Genomic DNA, 21971 nt, shown 5'->3' with positions numbered 1-21971 from the left:
GCTTATACTAACATCCATGCAGCAAACTGCACAAGCAGCTCACGTGATGATGAACGCACATTAGTCGCTGCGAATTCCACTTATTCCTTGGGAGGGAACATAGATATGGCACAATCAGTTGTCCGGGAGTCCTCGGTAACGCAGAGCAAACAGTCTTCGGGAGCGCTGGCTCTGTTCGCTCTGGCCGTCAGCGCGTTCGGAATCGGAACGACGGAGTTCGTCCCTGTCGGACTGCTTGCATCCATTGCCGGCGATTTGGATATCGGCATCACGCTTGCGGGTCTGCTTATTTCCGGCTACGCCATCGGGGTGGCAGTGGGCGCCCCTATCTTAACGGCGCTAACGAACCGCATGAATCGCAAAACATTGCTAATGACGCTAATGCTTGTCTTCATCGTCGGCAACGTCGTGGCCGCATTATCGGCCTCATTCGCGCTGCTTATGGTCGCGCGGTTCATTACCGCGTTCTCGCACGGCGTCTTCTTCTCCATCGGCTCGACGATTGCCGTCCAGCTCGTGCCCAAAGAGAAACAAGCCAGCGCGATCGCGCTGATGTTTACGGGGTTAACGATCGCCACTGTAACCGGAGTGCCGTTAGGCACTTTTATCGGCCAGTCATTCGGTTGGCGCTCTACATTTTGGGGAGTAGCCATTCTTGGCATAATCAGCCTGCTGGCCATCGCCAAGCTGCTTCCGGCCGGCCTCAAACAATCGCCGCCTTCCAAGTTTGCCGATATGCTGCGCATTCTTGCGAATCGCAGTCTGCTGCTCGGCTTAGCCATCACCGCTTTGGGATACGGCGGCACGTTCGTCGCTTTTACCTATTTGACCCCGATCCTGCAAGATGTCATGCATCTGAAGCCAGGCACGGTGGGACTTGTGCTGCTGGTCTACGGAATCGCGGTTGCCATCGGCAACGAGATAGGCGGCAGATGGGCGAACCGTAATCCCATAGGAGCGCTGTTCCGGATGTTCGTCATACAGACGATCGTTCTCGTCGCAATGTCCTTTATGATTCCCTATCAAGTCGCCGGACTAATCGCCATTGGTCTGATGGGATTGTTCGCGTTTATGAACGTGCCCGGTCTGCAGCTATACATTGTCCAATTGGCTGAACGCAATGTACCGTCGGCTGTCGATGTAGCTTCGGCGCTGAACATAGCGGCATTTAATGTCGGCATCGCATTCGGCTCCATTACCGGCGGCATCGTCGTAGACAGTATCGGCTTGCGTCACACGCCATGGGTTGGCGGAATTATGGTTCTCATCGCCGTGTTGCTTGCCGGCGCATCAATCCGTCTCGGACGGAAAAACTAAACTATTGATATATTGGAGGCTTATACAAATGACGATTGCAAACCAATCGCAGCAACCAGCCGCGTCGCTTCAAAGCACAATAACGCTTCATAACGGCAGCTCCATGCCGTGGGTAGGTCTTGGCGTCTTCCAGGTGGAAGAAGGCCAGGAGCTCGTCGACGCCATTCGTTCCGCCGTTCGCCAAGGTTACCGCAGCATCGACACCGCCGCCATCTACGGCAATGAAACCAGCGTTGGCGAAGGCATTCGCCAAGCGCTCGCCGAGAATAACCTGACGCGCGACCAATTGTTCATTACCTCCAAAGTATGGACGGCTGACATGGGCTACGAGGCAACGATAGCTGCTTACGAGACGAGTCTGGGCAAGCTTGGTCTGGAATACCTGGATCTGTACCTAATACATTGGCCCGTCAAGGGCAAATACAAGGACACCTGGCGCGCCATGGAGAAGCTGTACAAGGACGGTCGAGTCAAAGCCATCGGCGTGAGCAACTTTCAGACCCATCATTTGCGGGATTTGATGGACTCGGCCGAGCTCAAACCCGTCATCAATCAAGTGGAATTCCATCCACGCCTGACGCAAAAGGAGCTCCTCGCCTATACACGCGAAAAAGGCATTCAGCTTGAAGCATGGTCGCCGCTCATGCAGGGGCAGCTTCTGCAAAACGAAACTTTGGCGCAGATCGCCGAAAAGCACGGAAAGTCGATTGCGCAGGTCATTTTGCGCTGGGACTTGCAGCATGGCGTCGTGACGATACCGAAGTCGACCAAACCCGTCCGGATTGCCCAGAATGGAGATCTGTTCGACTTCTCCCTCTCGCAGGAAGAGATGGACGCGATCGATGCGCTTAATGAGAATCGCCGAGTGGGACCGGACCCGGACAACTTTGACTTCTAATTCGATGCATGCGCTGTCTGCGGGCGTTGAGAATAGTTTCCATTTTTTTCGCGCATACTACTTAGGCTGCCGCGTACGTGAAGACGTATGTTGGACACCTGCGGCAGATACTACGACTCGTATGCGGAGGTACACATGAATCTACTTGCCATAACAACGGCGCTGATGCTTATCTTGCATCCCCAGGCGCACGAAGCGGCTGCCCATGCAGGAGAAGGCGGCGCGGCGCCAAACGAAGCGATCTCGATCATCAATACCGAGGGACAGACGATCGGTCAAGCCGTATTGACGCAAAAAGGCGACAAAGTCGTGATCCATCTGGAAGCGGAAAAGCTGACGCCAGGCAAACACGGCATCCATATCCACCAGTTCGGCAAATGCGAAGCGCCGGATTTCAAGTCGGCAGGCGACCATTTTAACCCGCAAGGGAAGCAGCATGGCTTCAACAATCCGAAGGGCTTCCACGAAGGCGATCTGCCTAATATCGAGGTCGACGCGAACGGCAAAGTCGCCATCGATATCACGACGGCCGTCGTGACGCTCCAGCCCGGCCATCCCAACTCCATTGTGAAAGCGGACGGCGCCTCCCTGATCATCCACGAGAAAGCGGACGATTACGCGACCGACCCGGCGGGCAATTCCGGGGCGCGTATCGCTTGCGGCGTGATCAAGTAGGCAGAGTCAATCGCGAGTATCCATCCACGTTCACCTTGATCGGGCAGGTTCCGCATGCGGAGCTGGCGCGAAATAAAAACGCATCTCATGTAAAAAGCATCTCCACCGGTCTCTTCAGGACTCGGCGGAGATGCTTTTACGTTTGAGGTGACGTTACTAATGGTGTTTTTGGACCTCTGTCAAGAAAGTAGACACCATTTATGCCGCTTTTCTCTTATTAAATTTTGCAGCGTACCGGGCTGGTGACAAGTACCCCAGTGCACTGTGGATCCGTTTACGGTTATAAAAAAACTCAATATATCTGTAGATTTCTTCATAGGCCTGTTGCTTCGTTTTGAATCGCTTGCAGTAAACGAGTTCCTTCTTGAGCACGCTATGAAATGACTCGATACAAGCGTTGTCGTAGCAGTTGCCTTTCCGACTCATGCTGGCTCTCATTTTGTAGGCTTTGAGTTGTTTTCTGTAATCATCAGATGCATATTGACTACCGCGATCTGAATGATGCAGCAGCCCCTTCTTTGGCTTTTTAGCTTTATAGGCGTCTTGCAACGCACCAAGTACCAAGTCGGTCGTCATCCGGCTCCCTAGGCGCCAGCCTACGATCTCACGTGTACACAGGTCAAGAATACTTGCTAAGTATAAACGACCCTCTCTGCATGGAATATAGGTGATGTCTGCCACCCAGACCTTATTAGGCTTCTCCGTTTTAAACTTTTGGTTGAGTACGTTAGGTGCGATCGGCAAATCATGGCTCGAGTCTGTCGTCTGCACCTTGTACTTTCGAGAGACACAGGCACGCAGACCAAGCTCCTGCATGTATAAACCAATGGTCCGCTCTGCTACTGTGTGGCCTTCTTCTTGAAGAAGATACGTGATCTTTGGGGCACCGTAGCGCTGCTCAGAATCATGAAAATGGTAAGAAACCCGCTCCATTAAAGTCCGTTTTCGCAGTTCCTGGTTGCTCAGCTCTGCATTTTTCCATTTGTAGTAGCCGCTACGTGAAACACCCATGACTTCGCACATCTTCTCCAAACGAAACTCGGAGCGATGATCTTCTATGAACTGGAACCGTCGTTCCTTGGTTTGCTGAAGATGTGCACAGCCTTTTTTACAATCGCGAGCTCCTCCTCTACATCGGAAATCCTCTGGTCTTTCGCGCGGAGCTCACGTTCTTGCTCTTTAACGAGTTGCTCGAGCTCATAGAGGCGTCCCGAACTGGCAACGGGTTCATTCTTAAAATCTCGATATTTCGCTTTCCAGGCATGCAACGTCTTCGCGGGAATATCTAGTTCGAGGGCGATGTCCTCCACCGATTTTGTCTGCTCTTGCAGATATTTTACCGTCTGTTTCTTAAACTCTTCATTGTATCGATTCCGTTGTTCACCCATTGTGAACACCTCCTATTTCATTCATTATCGAATTCTCTTAACGAGGTGTCCACTATTTATTCTACTTACATTTCTCCCTTTAATTGTGCCGGAATACCTCCCCTGCCAACAATAGATGGAAAACATCCCTCTAATCCGCTAAAAATGAGCTCCACTATGTCTATTTGACCAATTAGAGGGCGATATTCCCTTTAATCCTCCAATCCATGGAAAATCGCATAAATTAGATGGCGTTTTTCCGCTTGTTTGTTTCTCGTTCGATGTGACATGCGGCACGACGTTCGGCTTGGCATGCGGCTCAGCATGTGGCCCGGAGTCGGTTTAGGATGATGCCATCCCCCTATTCCGTTCTCCACTCACGGCAAACTCGCCTTCATTCCCGCCCTTCTATCGTGCAACAACCGCGCCGCGAAACGAAACTGTTCATTTCTCGAATCGCTTTACTTGCCGGCTGTACTTATGATTAATAGCTGTATAATTCGATTCGACGTTGTCGAAGCTTGTCATCACGGATGTTCCAATTCGTCTTCATTCAAGGGGAAAATATAACGGAGATGGATATTTCCATAAGTCGACGACCACGTGCTCGAATTATGCGTCGCCTCCCGTTCGCCGCTAAGCGTGGGCACGTATCCGATTCGAAAGTCCTTCACGCCAGTCCGGCCCCATTCCCATATGCCTAACGTACCTCCCGTCCCCTTCTGTTTTGGAACCGACTTCTGAATATCTATCCAATCGTCCGGGATACGGCTGACTCCGTAACGCTGATCTTTCAAACTGACGCTCTTCTCCATCTGCACGCGCGGGCTGTAAAAATCGTTGCCGTCCGATCGTCCCGCATTCCGATTGCGTATCAGATAGAAATCGAGCTCTTCTACCTTGGATTCCCGGGCAAGGTTCCATACCAAATATTGTTTGGAGGGATCGCCCTCTCTTAACTGCCACGCTCGAGGGTTGCCGTCGCTATCGATGGAGCGAATCTCCCATTTGAAGCGGTCCCACACCCAGAAGCTTGCACCGTACTCCCCGTTAGTCGATACAAACGGCACGAACAGATGTCGGCTGTCCAGCTTGACAATGTCCTGCACCTCCGAGACGTCCGCCCTTTCATTCAACTCATTAATCATCCGCGCAGCCAGCTCTTTGTCGCTCATGGGCTTCGGCCCGATCCCGATCCATTTCCAGAAAATAAACGAACCGGCGGCAAGCACGATGATAGCCGCAATGATCGCTCGCTTCATCAATGGCTCCCCCTTCCGTCCGTCCACTGGAGTAAAGGCGTCTTCGATTCATAATAGTAGTATTGATTGCCCCGAGCAATAATGAGTCCCAAGCCGTCCGACTTGATGTACGCCTCATAACGAATGCCGCTGCCCCACTTTGGCTCTGCTCCCAATAACGCGTAAGGATAAAACTCCTTGCCCTGGTCGCGAGCCACGTAGTACCAATCCAGCGATTCTTCGAATTGCCGCTGCGGCTTCAAGTCATCAATAAGCTCCTTGAACCGGGCTTCATGCAACGACACGCCCTCCTCCGCGGATGGGTGAATGCCGACGATTCGTGCATGATCGATCTTGGATAAGTAAGTGGATAGTTGATCCTTGGGATAAACAAGCTCATGACCCCAGAACCCGAGCAGTCCAATAACAAGAAAAACATAATTGCACCAAAAGCCTGTCCAGGCATACGGACGATATCGGATCCTGGATGCCCAAGGTAGGAATAAATAGACCAGCCACACGCCAAGCGGCACTATCGCCAGCTTCGCGACATAACCCCCAAAAGGAAAACTAATCGAGAACGAAAACAGACTGACGCATGCGACGAGCAGCGCTCTCCATAGAGCCGGACGCTCGGACGATTGCCGACGATACCGACGGAGCACGAGTCCGATCAGTATGCCCCAGCTTAACAGCATCGTCGCAATTCCTAGCAGATCGTCCGGCCACAGCTTGATCTCCAGCTCGAATCCCTCTTTTCCCTTTATAGTGATAACATGCACCCTAACCTTCCACTCTCAAAAAAGCAAAAACCGGGCAGCGGGGTCGAACCTTGCGCTGTCCGGTTGGGATTACCTATTTTTTAGGCTTATTCGATTGAGCCGGCAGCCAATACGGCTTAAATAAACTGGAAGCCAGAGAATTGCCGTCGTGCGATGGGAAAGTAGTAACTTGGACTTCCCCTCCTCTTGAGGACGAACGCCTCTTTCTGGAGCCTTGTCCTTGCTGCTGGCCGTCTCGTGCATGCGGCTTGGAGCGCTGCGGCTGCTGACCAGCCTGGCCGCCAGCCGTTTGGCGTCCGTTCGACGCTTGACGCCCGCCAGTTCCTTGCTGCTTCGAGCTTTGCGGTTGCGAATTCGCGGTTTGTCCTTTGCTTTGGCCCTTTACCTGGCCATCCGACGCCTGCTGCCCATTTGCTGCCTGCTGACTTTTAGACGATTGTTGTCCGCCAGCTCCTTGCTGCTTCGAGCCTTGCGGCTGCGGATTCGCTGCTTGTCCCCCGCCTTGACGCTTTACCTGTCCATTCGCATTCTGCTGTGCATCCGCGCCTTGCCGACTCCTCGCCGGTTGCTGCGCGCCTGCCGACGACTGGCCGCCTCCGCCGCGCTGTCCCTTCGAGCCGCCTTTGCCTCCAGCGACGGCGCCCGCTCCTGACGCGACGAACGCGGCAGCGGCAACCGCAGCCTCGCCCTGCATAGGGTAAGGATGTCCGTCCACGACCGGTATCTTCTTCTGAATCAGCTTCTCGATGTCCTTCAGGTACGGCAGCTCCTCTTCTTCGCAGAAAGAAACCGCAATGCCGCTATGTCCTGCGCGTCCCGTACGGCCGATCCGGTGAACGTACGTCTCCGGTATGTTCGGCAGGTTGAAGTTGTATACATGCGACAGCTCCTCGATGTCGATGCCGCGTGCGGCAATATCCGTCGCCACGAGGACGCGCGTCGCGCCGTTCTTGAAGTTGTTCAGGGCGCCTTGGCGCGCGTTCTGCGACTTGTCGCCGTGGATCGCCTGCGCCGTAATCTTAACCCGGTTCAAGGCGCGAGCCACTCGGTCGGCGCCATGTTTCGTGCGGGTAAAGACAAGCGCCGAAGCGATCGACTGGTCGCCCAGCAGATCGGCAAGCAAGGCGATCTTGTTAGGCTTGTCGACAAAGTAGACGGATTGCTCGATGCGATCCACTGTCGACGATGCCGGTGTTACTTCGATCTTGGCTGGGTTGACGAGCAAAGAGTCGGCAAGCTTCGCGATCTCCGGCGGCATCGTCGCCGAGAACAGCATCGTCTGTTTCTTCGATGTAAGCTTGGCGACGATCTTCTTGACGTCGTTAATAAAGCCCATATCGAGCATCCGGTCCGCCTCGTCCAGCACGAGCACTTGTACCTTGGACAGATCGATAAGACCTTGATTCATCAGGTCCATCAGCCTGCCCGGCGTTGCGATCAATATGTCGACTCCGCGCTCCAGCTTGCTCTCCTGTCCCTTCTGGGATACCCCTCCCACGATGGAGGTTGTCCGCAGCGGCGTATGGCGGCTGTACGCGAAGATGTTCTCCTCGATCTGAATCGCCAGCTCCCGAGTCGGCGTCAGAATAAGCGATCGGATCGGCCGGCGTTTGTGCGGAGGTTTCGGGCCCTCGCATAGCTGCTGAATGATCGGCAGCGAGAATGCCGCCGTCTTGCCCGTACCCGTCTGCGCGCAGCCAAGCACGTCCTTGCCGTGCAACGCGACCGGGATCGCCTGTTCTTGGATCGGCGTCGGCTGCGTCAATTGTTCTTCCTTCAAAGCCTGCAAAATTTCAGGCATTAATTGCAATTCATTGAAATTCATGTGTTCTCCTACATTCCTCAAGTATTTTGGTATGGGTGAGGGTCGTTCCTCACATCATACCACAATCGGGACGCTAGTGAGAACAATCCGTTATTTCCTTCTCTTTGCGAGCACGAGCTCCACCTTCCGAGGCTCCCCGGTCAATTGCAGTCGCAGGAACGCGACCCTGTCTCCGATCAGCTTCGCCGTTACGCCTTCCGAGACGGACAGCACCTCATAGCCCGACAAATCATCCCAATAAGCCAATCCCATCGGCATCGGCTTCCAGCAGCCGATCTCGTACGCCAGCGTTATCCTCTCTTCCGTCTTCTCATAGCCCGTCACGAACAGCCCAGGAGGTTTCTCCTCGAATTCTTCGGCCATGTTGTCCTTGCCCACATAGCTGCGAAGCGTCCTCGGCACGCATTCGCCCTCCACGATCGCCAGCTGGCATTCCTTGTCGTAATACAGCAGGGTATTCGGCCACGGCCCCGCGCCAACCCCGCCCATCGTCAACGTATATTCGTTCGTCCCGGGCCGGATCAACGTATCTTGGGTCAGCATATAGGCCGGCGCCGTCTCTTCATTATGCTCGTGGTACAACTCCATTGCCCGAGGCACCGTCGTCATCGTAATGGGATATTTCGTAATGTGGGCAAAAAAAAGATCCAGCATATCCGCGCAAGCGTCTACATGCGAAGCCGGGAATACCGCAAAGCGCTCGCCGTATTCCATCTCGTGCGCCTCCTGCTGCTGGAGGAAAAACACCTGATCGTTGTGAGCCGTATTGTCCAAATAATCGGCAAATAGATTTTTCCAGTATTCGATGTCCTCGCCCGTACACAAGCCTGCTCTCAGCACGTCGTTAGGGTCGGTCGAATAGATCACCGGGCTGCGGGAATGGTATGTCAAGTTCAGATCCCGAGCCGTCCATTCGCAAGCGACAACCTTGCCCTTGCCGGAATGAGGCGCTTTGTAACGCTTGCCGTCTACGTACCAGGAGCCCCAGGGAATGCCCTTATGCGTAATGCCGTCCCACCATACCTGCTCCCAGCAGTATCCCCACATTCCCTGGAAATCAAGCTCCTCCAGGATTTCGATAACTTCGTTGCAGATTTTGCCCCGGCCCGCTACCTTCGTCTTTGCCCATGGGAAGGCACTCTCTACGATCCCCCATGCCTCTTCCAGCTTCGACTTGAACACCGACTTGTCCGCGCCGCAATCCTCGATGAAAAAGGGCGTCTGCAGAATCACGTTATCGCCGTACCGCTCATGCCAATCGTTGATCCTCTCCTTCAATACGGGCACGGACCCCTTGTTCACGATCCAGGTGACCGGCACCCCGTGCTTGCGGGCGATCGCGGCCGTCCGGTCGATGCCGTCGACGGCGACGCCCTTTCCCCAAGACGTATCGTAATACGCGGCATAGCTGACGAACGTGTAGATCAAATTTTGCGGTTTAACCATACGGCTTCTCTCCTTTTTGAACGACCTCTCTAAGAAAGAAAGCTGTCCAAGGGGATCCGCCTGGACCCCCGGGACAGCCCCGTTTTCCATCAAAAAATTACTTCTGCGCGGCTTTCCAAGCGTCAACTTGCGTTTGAATTTCCGCTCTGACCTTCTCAATGCCCGCGTCTTCGAACTTCCGGTTGCGTTCTTCGAGCAATTTTACCGGATTCGCGATGCCGCCCGTACTGATTGCCTTGTACTCCGTCGCGATCGCGGTCAACTGCGTAATTTCATTTTTTACGTTGGTATCCTTAAAGACGAAGCCCAGAAGCGGAGAACGTTTCGCTTCATTGTTATACTGGATCCAGTTCGTGTAGAGGTCGTCCGGCTGACCCGGCTTCAGGTAATTGATCATTTGGTTGCCGATGACCCAGAACAGGCCGGTCGTGCCGTAGCCGGAATCCGCGATCGGCTCGATGCGGTTGTCGCCTGCTTTTTTGTAATGCACGTCTTCAATGCCGTTAACGATCAGGTTGACCACGTAAGGGTCGGTATGCAGGTAGTTCAGCACCATCATGGCGCGCGCAGGATCCTTGGACGTGCGGGAGATGGAGAACATGGAGCCTGTCGTAAGATCCGTCGTAACGATTGGCTCGTCGATGACGTTCGATATAAATTCGAACTGGTTGTTCGTGGACAGATTAAGTTCGATGTCCGCGCCCGGCTTCCAGACCGCGTTCTGATACCAGATCTTGCCTTGCTTGCGCACATCCCCGATACTCGTGCTCGAAGTCGCCGCATCGCTGTTCGTGTAGCCCAACTCATACCAGTTGCGGGCGCGTTCGAACTCGGATTTGTTGATATCGACGATCTGCTGGTCGAGCGCGGAGATGATGCTGATGTTGTCCGACTTCGTGTAATCGTAGAAGAACAAGGCCAGCTTGCCGGGAGTCGGTCCAACCGGACGGTAGTTGGAGTTCTGCTCGTACATGGCGCCGTCGCCGCCGCCGCCGGATACGAAGTTCGGGATGATGTCCGGCTCGCTTTCTTTGATGACTTTCATCCAAGGTTCGAGATCCGCCGTCGTTTTGATGGATTCCAGCGGGATTTGATACTTGTCGACGATATCTTTGCGCATCGTAATGGCCCGGCTTTGCGTAATTTCTTTGTTCGTTGGAATGGCGTACAGTTTGCCGTCCAGGCGCGGCGCTTCCAGATAGAGCGGATTCAACTGTTCCTTAATGCCCGCGCCATGCTGCTCCAGCAGTTCGTCCAGCTCGATAAATGCGCCCTTCGTTACATTGGAGAAAAAGTCCAGCCAGGAAGCCGTGAACACAAGGTCCATCTTCTCGCGGCTGTTCATCATCAGCTCCGTTTTTTGTTTGTATTCGGCTCCTACAATCGGATTCAGCTTTACGGTGGCGTTAATTTTTTCTCTAAAAAACTCGTTCAGCTTCTCTTCGACCAATGCAACGTCGCGCTCCGGTTTACCATGGTATATGATAGATACCTCATACGGCTCGAACTCGGGCTCCTTCGCCCCTTCCGTTGCTGCCGGCGCTTTCGTCGCCTCCGCGCTTTGGGTAGGTTCCGCCGTGCCGCCGTTGCCCGAACACGCTTGCAGGAACATCGTCATAAGCAGTCCAAGCGCGATCAGAATAGGCATACCCCGTTTTCTTTGTTTCATGTTTACCCTCCTCGTTAGTGAGAAACGTCAACTTGCTTCTATAGAACGATCGCCCCCCAAGGCGCCTAAGGCGGTGATCGAAGCTACCAACATGACCGATGGATCAGCCTTTGACCGCGCCCACCGTCAAACCTTTGACAAAATACTTCTGAAAGAACGGATACACGAGCAGGATCGGCCCCATGCCGACGACCGCCATCGCCATCTGCAGCGATTCATTGGGCAGCTCCTGCATCAAGGTCGGATTCTGTGCGGCCAGTTCGACGTTGTTTCGCAAATACTGTACGTCGTTTAATACCCTCATCATTAAATATTGCAGCGGATACTTGTCTTCGCTCGATATAAAGAGCAGGGCGTTGAACCAGTCGTTCCAGTAATGAATGGTGCTAAACAAAGCCATAGTTGCCAGAACGGGCAACGAAAGCGGCAGCACGATGCGGACGAATATTTTTATTTCGCCGGCCCCGTCGATTCTCGCGGATTCGATAAGAGCCGGATGGATCGTCGTCTGGAAAAACGTCCGCATGATGATGACGTTAAACGGCACGATCAAGAGCGGCAGAATAAGCGACATATAAGAATCTTTGATGCCAAGCACCTGCGTATACACGAGGTACCGACTCACGATGCCGCCGTTGAACAACATCGTAAAAAAGAGAAAAAACGTAAATGCGTTGCGGTAAGGATAATCGCTCCTAGAGATCGGGTAGGCGTACAGCGCCATCAGCATGACGCTGAGCACGGTGCCTGCCACGGTAATGCCGATGCTGACTGCATAGCCGCCAAACACCATTCCGTAATCCTTAAACAGGGAATCGTAAGCGATCAGAGAGAAGCGGCTTGGCAAGAAGCTGTAGCCATTTGATAAAATGGAATCGCCATGCGTAAAAGAGACGATGATGACAAGCAAGACGGGCAGCAAACAAATCAGCGACAGGATAATAAAAGCGACATTCAGGATGGCGCTCGAGAACGGAGCGAGACTGTTCTCTCTTCGGCTCGTTCGACTTAGCATAAGATTCACCTCTCGTAATGTCTTCGCGGCGCTTAGCGTTAAAACAACGCTTGTTCCCTGTTGATTTTGCGTACGGCCGCATTGGTTGCGATGACCATAATGAATCCGACTACCGCCTGCACAAGCGCCGCCGCGGAGGACATGCCGATATCGTTCATCTTCATCAGCGAGCGGTATACGTAGGTATCGACGACGTCGGTGACGGGATACAACGCTCCGGAATCCTGCGGCACTTGATAAAAGAGGCCGAAGTCCGCGCTGAAGATGCTGCCCATGGATAGAATCGTCATGATAATAATAATCGGCTGGATGGACGGCAGCGTAATATGAATCATTTGTTTCCACTTGGACGCTCCGTCGATAATGGCCGCCTCGTAATATTCGGGATCGATGCCGGCGATGGCCGCGATATAGATGACCGCGCCGATGCCGACGCCCTTCCAGGCGTTAACCAAAATCAGAATGTAAGGCCAATATGCCTTCTCCGTGTACCAGTAGACGGGATCGATGCCGAACCACTTTAACACCGTCATGTTCATAAAGCCGAAGTCGGGATGCAGGAACGCGTACACCAGGTAGCTGACGACGACCATGGACAAGAAGTTGGGCATGATGATAAACGTCTGATAGCTCTTCGCCAGAAACTTCCTGCGCAGCTCGTTAATCGCGACCGCGATGCCGACGGACAAGACGAGATTGACGGCCATAAACGCCAGGCTGTACAAAATGGTGTTCCTCGTAATCCGGATCAGCGAGCCCGACGAGAACAGGAAGTCGAAGTTGGAGGTTCCCACCCAAGGGCTTCCGAAGATACCGTCGATATAATTAATGTTCTTGAAGGCGATAAACACGCCGAACATCGGAAGATAGCTGTGTACCAGAATGACGAATGCCGTTGGAAGGAGCATAAACGTCAAATATTTATATTTCCACATTTGATGCAGCCATAGCGCGAAGCCGGTTCGCTTCTTCCTGGGCATCGCCTCCGAGGCCGAGCCGACCCGCTCTCTCATCGATTTCTCCATGTGTCCACTTCCTCTCTCATGAACCTAGTATAGGATGCGGACGGTCATAGAGCGATGATCTATTCCTTGATGAATGTGATGGATAATGAGTTGTCTTTCAAAAATAAATCGAACGGAAATCGATGCAAGCCCCAATAAAGAGTGCAGAGAGAAGGAGGGACAACGGATGGAACGCTCCATCGAACATTCAAAGCTCGCGGCCGAAGCGCTGGCCGGCGGCCGAGAAGCCTACAGCCGCTTGTATTCGGAAACCGTCAGGGAGGTTTACCAGACCGTTCGCTTCCTGGTCCGCGAAGCATCCGATGCGGACGACGTCGTTCAGGATATTTATTTGGCGATGTTCCGTTCTTTTCCACGCTATGATCCCGCCCGGCCTTTTCGGCCTTGGCTTATGGGCATTGCGATGCGGCAAATCAGGAATCATCGAAGAAAGAGGTGGATGCAGCTTCGAATTGCAAAAAAAGCGGAAGCGGTGCAGCAAACGGCGGAATACGATTTTTCCGGCGACATTACAGATCGGCTATCCCGTAACTCCTTGGCGCAAAACGTGGAGAAGCTTCCTTACAAGCTGAAGCAGACTGTTATTTTGCATTATTTTCACGAATACACGCAGGAGGAGATCGCCCTGATTCTAGGCATTCCCCTGGGCACCGTCAAATCGCGTATTCATGCCGCTTTGCAAACATTGCGCCGCAAGCGGCAGCTCGGGTTATTTGGAACGGGAAAGGTGGAGGAACTGCATGAATCTTGAACGGGAGCTCAGGGAGGAATTGCGGCTGCGCGCTTTGGAACAGACGGAGCCGCCCGTCTATCTCGAAGAATCCATCTGGAAAAAACAGATTGGGCAAAGGAGCAAACCTATGAAAAAATGGTTGATCGCGGGAGTTTTATCCGCCGCGCTATTGATTCCGACGGGTGCTTACGCCGGGTATACGTATTGGGCCGATACGATCTACGGTTCAAAGGAGCAAGCCGAAGGAATCGGCTTGAATGCCCAGCGTTACGAGGATTTGGAGAGAAGGCTGGCGGAAACCAAGCAAAGCCTGGCCCCGGAGGATTTTGAAGAGTTTATGCTGCTGCTTCAAAACCTCGGCGGTCTGGTTCTTAAATACGGCAGCGACGGCGCAGCTCCGACTCCCGGGCAATTGTCGGACGCGGATTATGAAAGCTACCTCCATTGGACAAGCCGACTGGAGCCGCTGCTCGCCAAGCTGAGCGAAGCGGAAGCTGCGCGCGAGGCCGAAGAGCGCAATCAATTTGCGGACGGGCTGTTGGCCAGGGCCGAGAAAAAGCTGGACGGAGAGGAGTTGTCCGCTTTCGTCCAGCTTGTGCAGGCTATGCAAAAGTATGAAGCAAAGGTATCGGATCGCGACGGAAGCCTTCACATGGAGCGTCTCTCGCCGGCAGAACAGAAGGATTTGAATCGCCTTCGCGAGGAAATCCAACCGTATTTTGAAAAACTGGGCATTGAAACGGCGCGAAACCATCCATAAAAGATAGAAACGGCCTTGCGGCAAATCCCGCAAGGCCTTCTTTCCGCGTATTACCCATCAATAAGGTTGAGCGGCAAATGGATGACGGCGCGAAGGCCGCCGCCCTCGCGGGCCTCGTAGCGAAGGCCGTAGGCTTCGCCATAGTGGAGCTGCACGCGCTGATGCACGTTGCGGATGCCGTAGCCTTTGTCGGACGCGTCGCCCCGCACGATCGCGGCGAGCCGCTCCATGTCCACCGGCAGGAAGCCGTTGTCCTCGACGATGAGCAGCAACTCGTCGCCGTCTCCCCGGCGAATGCAGATGCGCAAGACGCCTTCCCCGTCCATCGTGCTGACGCCGTGGAAGATGGCGTTCTCCGCCAGCGGCTGCATGATGACCTTGGGCGTCGTATACTCCAGCAGCTTCTCGTCGATGTCCCACTCCACCTCGAACGTATCCGGATACCGCTTCATCTGCAGACGGCTGTAAGCCTGCACATGCTCCAGCTCCTCCCCGATCGTGATCATCGTGCGTCCTTTGCTGAGACCGATCCGCAGCACCTTGGACAAATCCTTTACCATCTCGCCGACGTCGGTATTGCCGCTGTCCAAAGCGTACCAGTAGATGGAATCCAGCGTGTTATAGAGCAAGTGGGGCGTAATCTGGGAATGCAGCATGGAAAGCTCGTATTCCTTCTGCTTGATCTGCATGCCGTAATTGTCCTCGAACGACTGATCGAGACGTTTGGTCATCTTTAGGAACGCCCCGTACAAGATGCCGAACTCGTCCGCTCTCAACGGCTCATTGCCGATATCCAGACTTTTCCCCGGCTCATACAGCTTCGTAATCGTGACCAGCCGAACCAGCGGCTTCACGACAATCCGAAGCAGATACAGCACAAACGCCAGCACGAAGACGAGATACAGCGCAGAAAGCGCCATCAACGTGACAAGCAGCGCCGACTGATTGCCCGTGATGGAGTCGTAAGGGATTTTGTAGACGAGCGTCGTATCGTAGGCGGGCTTGCGGGAGAAGGCATACAGCCACTTCCCGTCCCCCTCCTTGGCAAAATAAAAACCCGACGTCCCCCGTCTCGCCTCCTCCGGAATTTCCGAGAGCGCCGCGCTGTCGGGACCGGCCTTCATCAGAAGCTCGTCCTGGGCGTTGAACAGGTACAACCCCGCATGCTCCGGCAGCTGAACGGAGACAAGATCCCGCGTCAGCAGCACCTCCAGCTTGGTAACGACGAGCAAGCCAATGGATTCGGAATACGACTTGGGATTCTGGATGCTCCGCATAAAGCCGATTGTCTTGCCGCCGCCCGGCAGCGAAATATGCCTTACGCCGGCCCCCCCGCCTTGCTCCATTGCATGCATCGCCCAGTCCGGAAGCCCCGTCATATTTTCGCCGAAATATTTGAAGCCCCTTTCCTTGTACCTGGTATCGAAGGGCGTTTGCCTGCCATCCACATTTTTCATATATAAAGTATAATCGGTGCCGTCCGACGACCAGCTCTCCAAAATGGAATCCGCCTCGCTGATCTGGCCAAGCGTCTCGACGCCTGTCCAAAAGCTGTATTGTTTCAAATTGCTGAAAAAATGATTATCCATAAACGTCAGCGATTTATCGTTGACGGATGATAACGTCTTCTCGATCGTGACGTGGTTTTGATTGACGAGTTGAAGCGTCGTCCGGCCGATCTCGTCCGTCATGGAATTAGAAGTACGGATGACCGAGATCCAGCTCACGACGAGAAACGGAGCCACGATAAACAGGAGGAATGCGATCGTTACCTTGTATTTTAGCCGCAGCTTACTCCCCCCTAGGCTTCCTTACGGAATTCGGCGGGGCTGACGCCCGCATACCGTTTGAACATCCGGCTAAAGTGTTCCGGCGATTCGTAACCAACCTCGTAAGCCACCTCGTAACGTTTTTTGTCCGTCGTCGCGAGCAATCGCTTCGCTTCTTCGATCCGAAGCTCCGTAACGTAATCCCACAGGTTTTTTTTCATCTCGCGCTTGAACAGATAACCCAAATACGCCGTGCTAAAATGCACCTCGCCCGCGATATCTTGAATCTTGAGAGCCGGATTGCGGAAATGCTGGCGAATGTAACCCGTTATCCGTGCAAGGATAGACTGATCGCGCTCCTTGCCGAGCTCATAGACGAGCGCCTCCGCCTCCGCCAAATAATCGCTCAGCTTCGTCAGCCTCGCCTCTCCCGCAAGCCCCTGGAAATAAGCGGCGGGGTCGAAACGCTGCAGCTGTACCCCGCGGCCGTTCCCTTGCTCGAGAATCAGCCCGTACACGCGGTAGACAAGCATGCCGAAGCAGCTGCTGGTCAGCTCCTCCGAATGACCCAGCTCGCCCAGCGTGCGGACCATAGCCGCATGATTGACGAAACCCGCCGTGCCGTTCGCGGATTTTAGAGTCCCGATATATTCGTCCACCTTCGCCATCCACTGCGTAATGTTAAGGTTATCCTGCGTCGCGACATCCTCGTAATAAAACACCTTTTGTCCCGGATGCAGCTTCCGCCATTCGGCCGCCGCGTTCGCCTCTTCCATCAGCTTGGGCAGCGTAAATACGTCCTCGCTTAGCCGACTCATTCCCACCGTCGCGTCGACGTTCAAGTATTGCTTCACGTTCATGGAGATGATCTGCCCGATAAGGTGAAGCTGCGACTGCAGCTGCTGCGGCCCTTCCGACAACTCCCGCTCGCCCAGTTGAATAATGCCGACAAGCTCGTTGCCGTAGCCGTTAAAGGTAAGTCCGCTCCACTCCCGAAGGCTTTCTTCCATTATATTAACCGTAGCGTACTTGAGCAGCTTGCGGTCCTGCAGCCGAATCTCCCGCTTGCTGAACCCGCCGCTGCTGAGATCCAGCCTGACGGAGACGACGCCGTAATGGCAGCCGTACCGCTCGCCGCCCAGTTCGTCGATGAGATCCTCGTAATCCGCTTTGGCCAGATTCCGTTCCGTAACCAGCTCCAGCAGCAGCTCGTTGCGCCGCGCCGCGCCGGTCCTCTCCTCTTCGCCCTCGCGTATTGTCCGCTCTAGCGATTGTTTGCCGTGCTCTTCCTTCTCCCGCAGCACCCGGCCGACGATGCGCAGCAGCTCGGCAAGCTCCACCGGCTTGACGAGATAATCTCTCGCCCCGAGTCTCAGCGACTTCTTCGCGAAATCGAATTTTTCATGCGCGGAGATGACGATGACGGGCAGATGAGGCTGCTCCATGTAAATCGTCTCCATCAGCTCCAGACCGCTCATCCTGCTCATCTGGATATCGGTAAGCACCAGATCGAAGGTTTCCATGCGCAAATAATCGATAGCTTCGAAGCCGTTCAGCGCCGTCTCCACATGAGAAATTTGCAGCTCGGATGACAGCAGGACATTTTTAATCCCGGCGCTTACTCTCGGTTCGTCGTCTACGACCAAAATTTTGTACATATCGGATCCCTCCCGTACGATTATGCCCGTCTATTTGCAGCAGAGCCGCCGTACGTAAGGGCACGGCGGCTCTGCTATTGGCATTCTCAGTATAACGCATAATCCATGCACAGGACGATGATGAAATCCATGGAGTTCGTGATGTATCGCAAGCTTCGTACGCGCTATCATTCGCATCGTTCTCCTCGAACAATAAGCCTCCTTCGCCAAGCTTGCTGGATAGGCAAGTTCGGCGAAGGAGGCCGGTCATTCTATTATCCTATTCTACGATCCGGTAGTTCGGCTTCGCGCGAGTGAAATCCGGATTCTCGCCGCTGACCATCAGCCCCATGCCCCAATCGAAGTGGACATTTTCCGTCGGAACGTCTGATGCGTCACGGTATTGGAACAGGACGTTCCTCCGCGTTCTCGGGCTTTTGTTGACGTCGGAGCCGTGAATGGTCAGATAGTTGAAGAACAACACGTCGCCCGCTTGAGCCGGACACGGCGTTCCCGACGAGATCGGATGCTCCTTATGGTTTAGATAATGGGCGCCGACATGGGGCATCGGCCCTTGCTTGTGCGAACCGGGGACCACGCACAAGCAGCCGTTCTCCATGTCTGCATCGTCCAGGTGCACGCTCGCCGCCAGCATGGAATGATCGCGGTGAGGGAAGTACGGATAATCCTGGTGCATCGGAAACGCCGCCCCATTGGATGGCGGCTTTACAAGCATCTTGGAGTGGTGCAGCTGCACGTTCGGTCCGATGATGCCGTTTAACGCTTTGACCATATTGGGATGCGTCGCGGCCCTGGTAAATGACGCGTCATGGTAGTGCACGTCGTGAAACCCCTTCAGAACCAGTTTCTTTAATTGCTCCGGCTCCAGATAATCGCCCTGCCACGCGTGATTGGCATCGGCCTTCGCGCGTGCCGCCCTCTGAATAATGCTCTCGACGGCCGCCCTCATCTCCTCCACTTCTTGCATAGAGAAAACGCCCTTGACCAGCAAATACCCATTTTCTTTGTAAAATTGTACATCAGCCTGATTCATGCTTGATCCTTCTCCTTCGCAAATATAGGATGCAATCTACGTTCATTATAGGTATTCTATACATAAATCGTATTTGCACCTATCGGACGCCTTTTTGCAAAATTCCGCCAAGGGAGGTCGGATTGATATGTTTCAGTGGCAACAAAGCCAGGAAAGACTTAACCGGCAAGCCGGACTGCTGCAGGGCGAACGGCTCACCTTTCATGTGCATTATTGGGGAGTTTCCCGGCACCTGGTGGCCAATCCGGTACACAAGCATTCGTTTTTCGAAATCTGTTACGTCGAGGGCGGAACGGGGATATATACCGAAGGCGATCGGGAATATTCGTTGCATGAAGGCGTGTTGTTCTGCTCCAGGCCCGGCATCGTTCACCAAATCAGGGATGTAAACGAGCTTGATCTGCTGTACGTCGCGTTCGAACCGGACGAGAAGCAGTCGGCTCCGGCCGAGCTCTTATCCTACCTGGATGCGCTTGGGCAAGGAGAGGTCTGGATGGATAATCAGTCGAGCTCCCCTATCGCGGGATTGTGGAGGTCCCTTCTCGTGCCGGAATCGTACGCCGGCGCCTTACCTGTCGGCGTTCTTCCCGCGCTTGCGCATTCGCTGCTCGCTTCGTTCCCGGACATGCTCGGCGTTGCTAGCAGATCGAATCGCCCGCCCGTCCGGACCGACTCCACGTTCCTCGTGCAGCGCACCAAACAATATATTCGCGACAATCTGGCAGGCGATCTCTCCCAGCAGCAAGTCGCCCGCCTCCTAAATGTGTCCGAGAGGCATCTGTCGCGGCTGTTCGCCGAGAACATCAAAGAATCCTATACGACAACTGTACGGAACGAACGCATTCGCGCAGCCGAGGAGCTGCTGATCCGGACCGGAACGCCGATTAAGGAAATTGCCGAACAGGTCGGGTTCTCGTCCGTTCATTATTTCACCCGCTCCTTTACGCAAAAAAAAGGCATGCCGCCGGCCGCATACCGCGAAGCAAACTGGCGACATGCCGATCATCTCCCATCCGAACCGATTCGTTTTCGATAGTCCCTAGGCGACAGACCGTACTTCCTCTTAAACGATTTCTCGAAATGGGGGATCGTATTGAACCCCGAAGCATAACAAATTTCGGTTATCGCCAGTCGTGTGCTGCCGAGCAGCGCGGAGGCGAAAAGAAGCCGCTTCTCGCTGACGAATTCCTGAAAGGAAATGCCCGTCTGCTTATGGAAGCATTCGCTGAAGTAGTTCGCCGACATCCCGGCATAGGCTGCAATCGACCCAAGGGACACCGGCTCACGAAAGTGATGCTGCAAATAAACGAGCGCTTTCCTTATGGAAGGATGCCTGTCGCTTGCCGAATCGCGAGCTGTCGAAATCCCGGCAGTCGGCAGACATCGTCTGGTCAACAGGATCAGCACCCGCTCCAGACTGCCGCGAACCAGCCACTCCTTCCCGAAGCGTTCCTCCCGGGACTCTTCCCATATGCCGCTAAATTCCCTCCTCATACGTTCGGCGTCTTCGTCGTACAAGGTGTAGACATGCGGGGCTTCCCGTTCGAACATCTTTTCGGCTAGCTCCGGCATCACCCATGAATCCTTGAAGATCATATTGTAGAGATGAATGGTCTCGCCCTCGTCCGGCACGATCTCGTGAAAGTCGGCCGTCGTCAGCAAGAAGACCATTCCCCTGCCGAGCGGGAATGGTTCTCCGTTTACCATATGGACGCCTTTGCCTGACAAGATGTACCCGAGCTCAAAAAAATCATGCCAATGGGTGTGGATTCGCCCGTTGACATCCTGCTTGAAGATACGGTAGGATTCGTTTTTTTCGAGATACTGGCTTCCCAGCAAGCGCTCCGGCGCGCGGTCGTCCCGCATGGCTTCACCCCCTCATTTATAACCCCGGAACGGAACGCGCTGCGCCGTCAAAGGACGGCGCAGCCGATTCGCCTAGTTCCGATTATACATTTACAAAGGGGTTTCCGGCTAGATCGACGCCTCGGGCCAGCCATACTTTAAAACCGGGATTCTTTTCCGGAAACACCTTGGCGTCGGTCGCAAAGTAACGCATCGTATAGCCGCAACGTCGATAAGGACTTGCGTTTGGCGCCGCGCCGTGAATAATACGAGAATCGTGCAGCGAACATTCGCCCGGCTCAAGTTCGAAATAAACCGCCTTCTCGGGATCCACGTTTTTTATTTCCGTCGCGAAGATGTTCTGAGCCCCGTCGACATCCTCATAATCCGAGAAGCCGTTGCTGTGAGAGCCCGGAATAACGCGCATGCAGCCATTCTCCTTGTTGCTCGGATCGATCGCCAGCCATACGGTCACGATCTTGTCGAAGCGGCTCAATCTTCCCTTCCAGTATGCGGAATCTTCATGCCATGGCGTCTGCTTTCCGACCAAAGGCTCCTTGCAAATGAAATGGCTTGACCAAAGTCCAATATTCGGGCCGATGATCGGCTCTACCAAATCCAGCACTTCTTCGCTGAGAAGGAACTTCAGCAATCTTTCGTCGCGAAAGTGCGGCGTGTCCAGCTCGCTGTTGAGCTTTCTTCCGACCAACTCCCATTGCTCCTCGAAAATATCGCTAAGCTCTTTCATTTTCTCCGGTCCAAAAAGCTGCTTTTTGTGGAGCAAATATCCGTTTTCCCGGTAATAGGCCGCTTCTTGTTCAGAAATAACCGCGTGACTCATGGCATTCCCTCCGTTTAATCCATCATTTTCCCTGCAAGATGATCTTAGCAGAGGGAAGGGGCCCCAATCTTA

20 protein-coding genes are annotated in these 21971 nt (G+C 54.0%); 6 read left to right on the top strand and 14 right to left on the bottom strand.

Annotation, left to right across the window (positions count from 1 at the left end):
- The first annotated feature begins 105 nt into the window (after window positions 1-105).
- The 3 genes from KJW29_RS32695 (at window position 106) to KJW29_RS32685 (ending at window position 2890) form a co-directional block, all read left to right on the top strand.
- Window positions 106-1317, top strand: coding sequence for an MFS transporter (locus KJW29_RS32695; protein ID WP_214627750.1), 1212 nt, complete (start codon window positions 106-108; stop codon window positions 1315-1317).
- Window positions 1318-1345: 28 nt separating this feature from the next.
- Window positions 1346-2215 carry an aldo/keto reductase gene (locus tag KJW29_RS32690; RefSeq protein ID WP_214627749.1) on the top strand — a complete coding sequence of 290 codons (870 nt, stop codon included), beginning with the start codon at window positions 1346-1348 and terminating at the stop codon, window positions 2213-2215.
- 135 nt (window positions 2216-2350) lie between these two features.
- Entirely contained in the window at window positions 2351-2890 is a 540-nt protein-coding gene (locus KJW29_RS32685; protein WP_246608475.1) for a superoxide dismutase family protein, read from the top strand.
- A gap of 198 nt (window positions 2891-3088) precedes the next feature.
- On the opposite strand, the gene KJW29_RS32680 is transcribed toward KJW29_RS32685, so the two are convergent.
- From KJW29_RS32680 to KJW29_RS32640, 9 genes are all read right to left on the bottom strand, one after another.
- Window positions 3089-3949 carry an IS3 family transposase gene (locus KJW29_RS32680; protein WP_246608780.1) on the bottom strand — a complete coding sequence of 287 codons (861 nt, stop codon included), beginning with the start codon at window positions 3947-3949 and terminating at the stop codon, window positions 3089-3091.
- The gene (locus KJW29_RS32675) at window positions 3946-4278 is read right to left on the bottom strand and encodes a transposase (protein ID WP_214625949.1); all 333 of its coding nucleotides are present in this window, start codon (window positions 4276-4278) and stop codon (window positions 3946-3948) included. The genes KJW29_RS32680 and KJW29_RS32675 overlap by 4 nt, the downstream gene beginning before the upstream one ends.
- Window positions 4279-4784: 506 nt before the next feature.
- A complete protein-coding gene (locus KJW29_RS32670) occupies window positions 4785-5519 on the bottom strand; it encodes a hypothetical protein (protein ID WP_214627748.1) in 735 nt (244 codons plus the stop codon).
- The gene (locus tag KJW29_RS32665; RefSeq protein WP_214627747.1) at window positions 5519-6280 is read right to left on the bottom strand and encodes a hypothetical protein; all 762 of its coding nucleotides are present in this window, start codon (window positions 6278-6280) and stop codon (window positions 5519-5521) included. Before KJW29_RS32665 ends, KJW29_RS32670 begins: the two co-directional genes overlap by 1 nt.
- 73 nt (window positions 6281-6353) lie before the next feature.
- Window positions 6354-8105 carry a DEAD/DEAH box helicase gene (locus KJW29_RS36985; RefSeq protein ID WP_214627746.1) on the bottom strand — a complete coding sequence of 584 codons (1752 nt, stop codon included), beginning with the start codon at window positions 8103-8105 and terminating at the stop codon, window positions 6354-6356.
- 90 nt (window positions 8106-8195) lie between these two features.
- Window positions 8196-9551 (bottom strand): hypothetical protein, encoded by a 1356-nt coding sequence (locus KJW29_RS32655; RefSeq protein ID WP_214627745.1) that lies wholly within the window; start codon window positions 9549-9551, stop codon window positions 8196-8198.
- A 97-nt stretch (window positions 9552-9648) separates the two neighbouring features.
- The gene (locus KJW29_RS32650) at window positions 9649-11220 is read right to left on the bottom strand and encodes an ABC transporter substrate-binding protein (protein WP_214627744.1); all 1572 of its coding nucleotides are present in this window, start codon (window positions 11218-11220) and stop codon (window positions 9649-9651) included.
- 103 nt (window positions 11221-11323) lie between these two features.
- Window positions 11324-12235, bottom strand: coding sequence for a carbohydrate ABC transporter permease (locus KJW29_RS32645; protein WP_214627743.1), 912 nt, complete (start codon window positions 12233-12235; stop codon window positions 11324-11326).
- Between the two features lie 38 nt (window positions 12236-12273).
- Complete coding sequence (locus tag KJW29_RS32640) at window positions 12274-13260, bottom strand: ABC transporter permease (RefSeq protein WP_246608474.1); 987 nt, start codon at window positions 13258-13260, stop codon at window positions 12274-12276.
- 166 nt (window positions 13261-13426) lie between these two features.
- Between KJW29_RS32640 and KJW29_RS32635 the strand changes: the two genes are divergently transcribed.
- Window positions 13427-14011: a sigma-70 family RNA polymerase sigma factor gene (locus KJW29_RS32635; RefSeq protein WP_214627742.1), complete on the top strand. Its 585-nt coding sequence runs from the start codon at window positions 13427-13429 to the stop codon at window positions 14009-14011.
- Window positions 14001-14753 (top strand): DUF3600 domain-containing protein, encoded by a 753-nt coding sequence (locus KJW29_RS32630; protein ID WP_214627741.1) that lies wholly within the window; start codon window positions 14001-14003, stop codon window positions 14751-14753. Before KJW29_RS32635 ends, KJW29_RS32630 begins: the two co-directional genes overlap by 11 nt.
- 50 nt (window positions 14754-14803) lie before the next feature.
- Here KJW29_RS32630 and KJW29_RS32625 read toward each other — a convergent pair whose 3' ends face one another.
- The 3 genes from KJW29_RS32625 to KJW29_RS32615 all read right to left on the bottom strand — a co-directional run bounded on the left by KJW29_RS32625 (window position 14804) and on the right by KJW29_RS32615 (window position 19213).
- A complete protein-coding gene (locus KJW29_RS32625; protein ID WP_214627740.1) occupies window positions 14804-16480 on the bottom strand; it encodes a sensor histidine kinase in 1677 nt (558 codons plus the stop codon).
- Window positions 16481-16554: 74 nt separating this feature from the next.
- Window positions 16555-18180: a response regulator transcription factor gene (locus KJW29_RS32620; RefSeq protein WP_214627739.1), complete on the bottom strand. Its 1626-nt coding sequence runs from the start codon at window positions 18178-18180 to the stop codon at window positions 16555-16557.
- Between the two features lie 259 nt (window positions 18181-18439).
- Window positions 18440-19213 (bottom strand): phytanoyl-CoA dioxygenase family protein, encoded by a 774-nt coding sequence (locus tag KJW29_RS32615; protein ID WP_214627738.1) that lies wholly within the window; start codon window positions 19211-19213, stop codon window positions 18440-18442.
- A 127-nt stretch (window positions 19214-19340) separates the two neighbouring features.
- On the opposite strand from KJW29_RS32615, the gene KJW29_RS32610 reads away from it, so the two are divergent.
- On the top strand, window positions 19341-20249 hold the full coding sequence (locus KJW29_RS32610) for an AraC family transcriptional regulator (protein ID WP_214627737.1): 909 nt from the start codon (window positions 19341-19343) through the stop codon (window positions 20247-20249).
- On the opposite strand, the gene KJW29_RS32605 is transcribed toward KJW29_RS32610, so the two are convergent.
- Together KJW29_RS32605 and KJW29_RS32600 are read right to left on the bottom strand one after the other, a co-directional pair.
- Window positions 20216-21079: an AraC family transcriptional regulator gene (locus KJW29_RS32605; RefSeq protein ID WP_214627736.1), complete on the bottom strand. Its 864-nt coding sequence runs from the start codon at window positions 21077-21079 to the stop codon at window positions 20216-20218. The genes KJW29_RS32610 and KJW29_RS32605 overlap by 34 nt on opposite strands.
- Before the next feature lie 82 nt (window positions 21080-21161).
- Window positions 21162-21899 carry a phytanoyl-CoA dioxygenase family protein gene (locus KJW29_RS32600; RefSeq protein ID WP_214627735.1) on the bottom strand — a complete coding sequence of 246 codons (738 nt, stop codon included), beginning with the start codon at window positions 21897-21899 and terminating at the stop codon, window positions 21162-21164.
- Window positions 21900-21971 lie beyond the last annotated feature (72 nt).

It is taken from the genome of Paenibacillus agaridevorans (assembly GCF_018604145.1).
GTDB classification, from domain to species: domain Bacteria; phylum Bacillota; class Bacilli; order Paenibacillales; family Paenibacillaceae; genus Pristimantibacillus; species Pristimantibacillus agaridevorans.
Note: the sequence above shows the minus strand (reverse complement) of the source record. Positions and strands in the feature narration are given on the sequence as shown.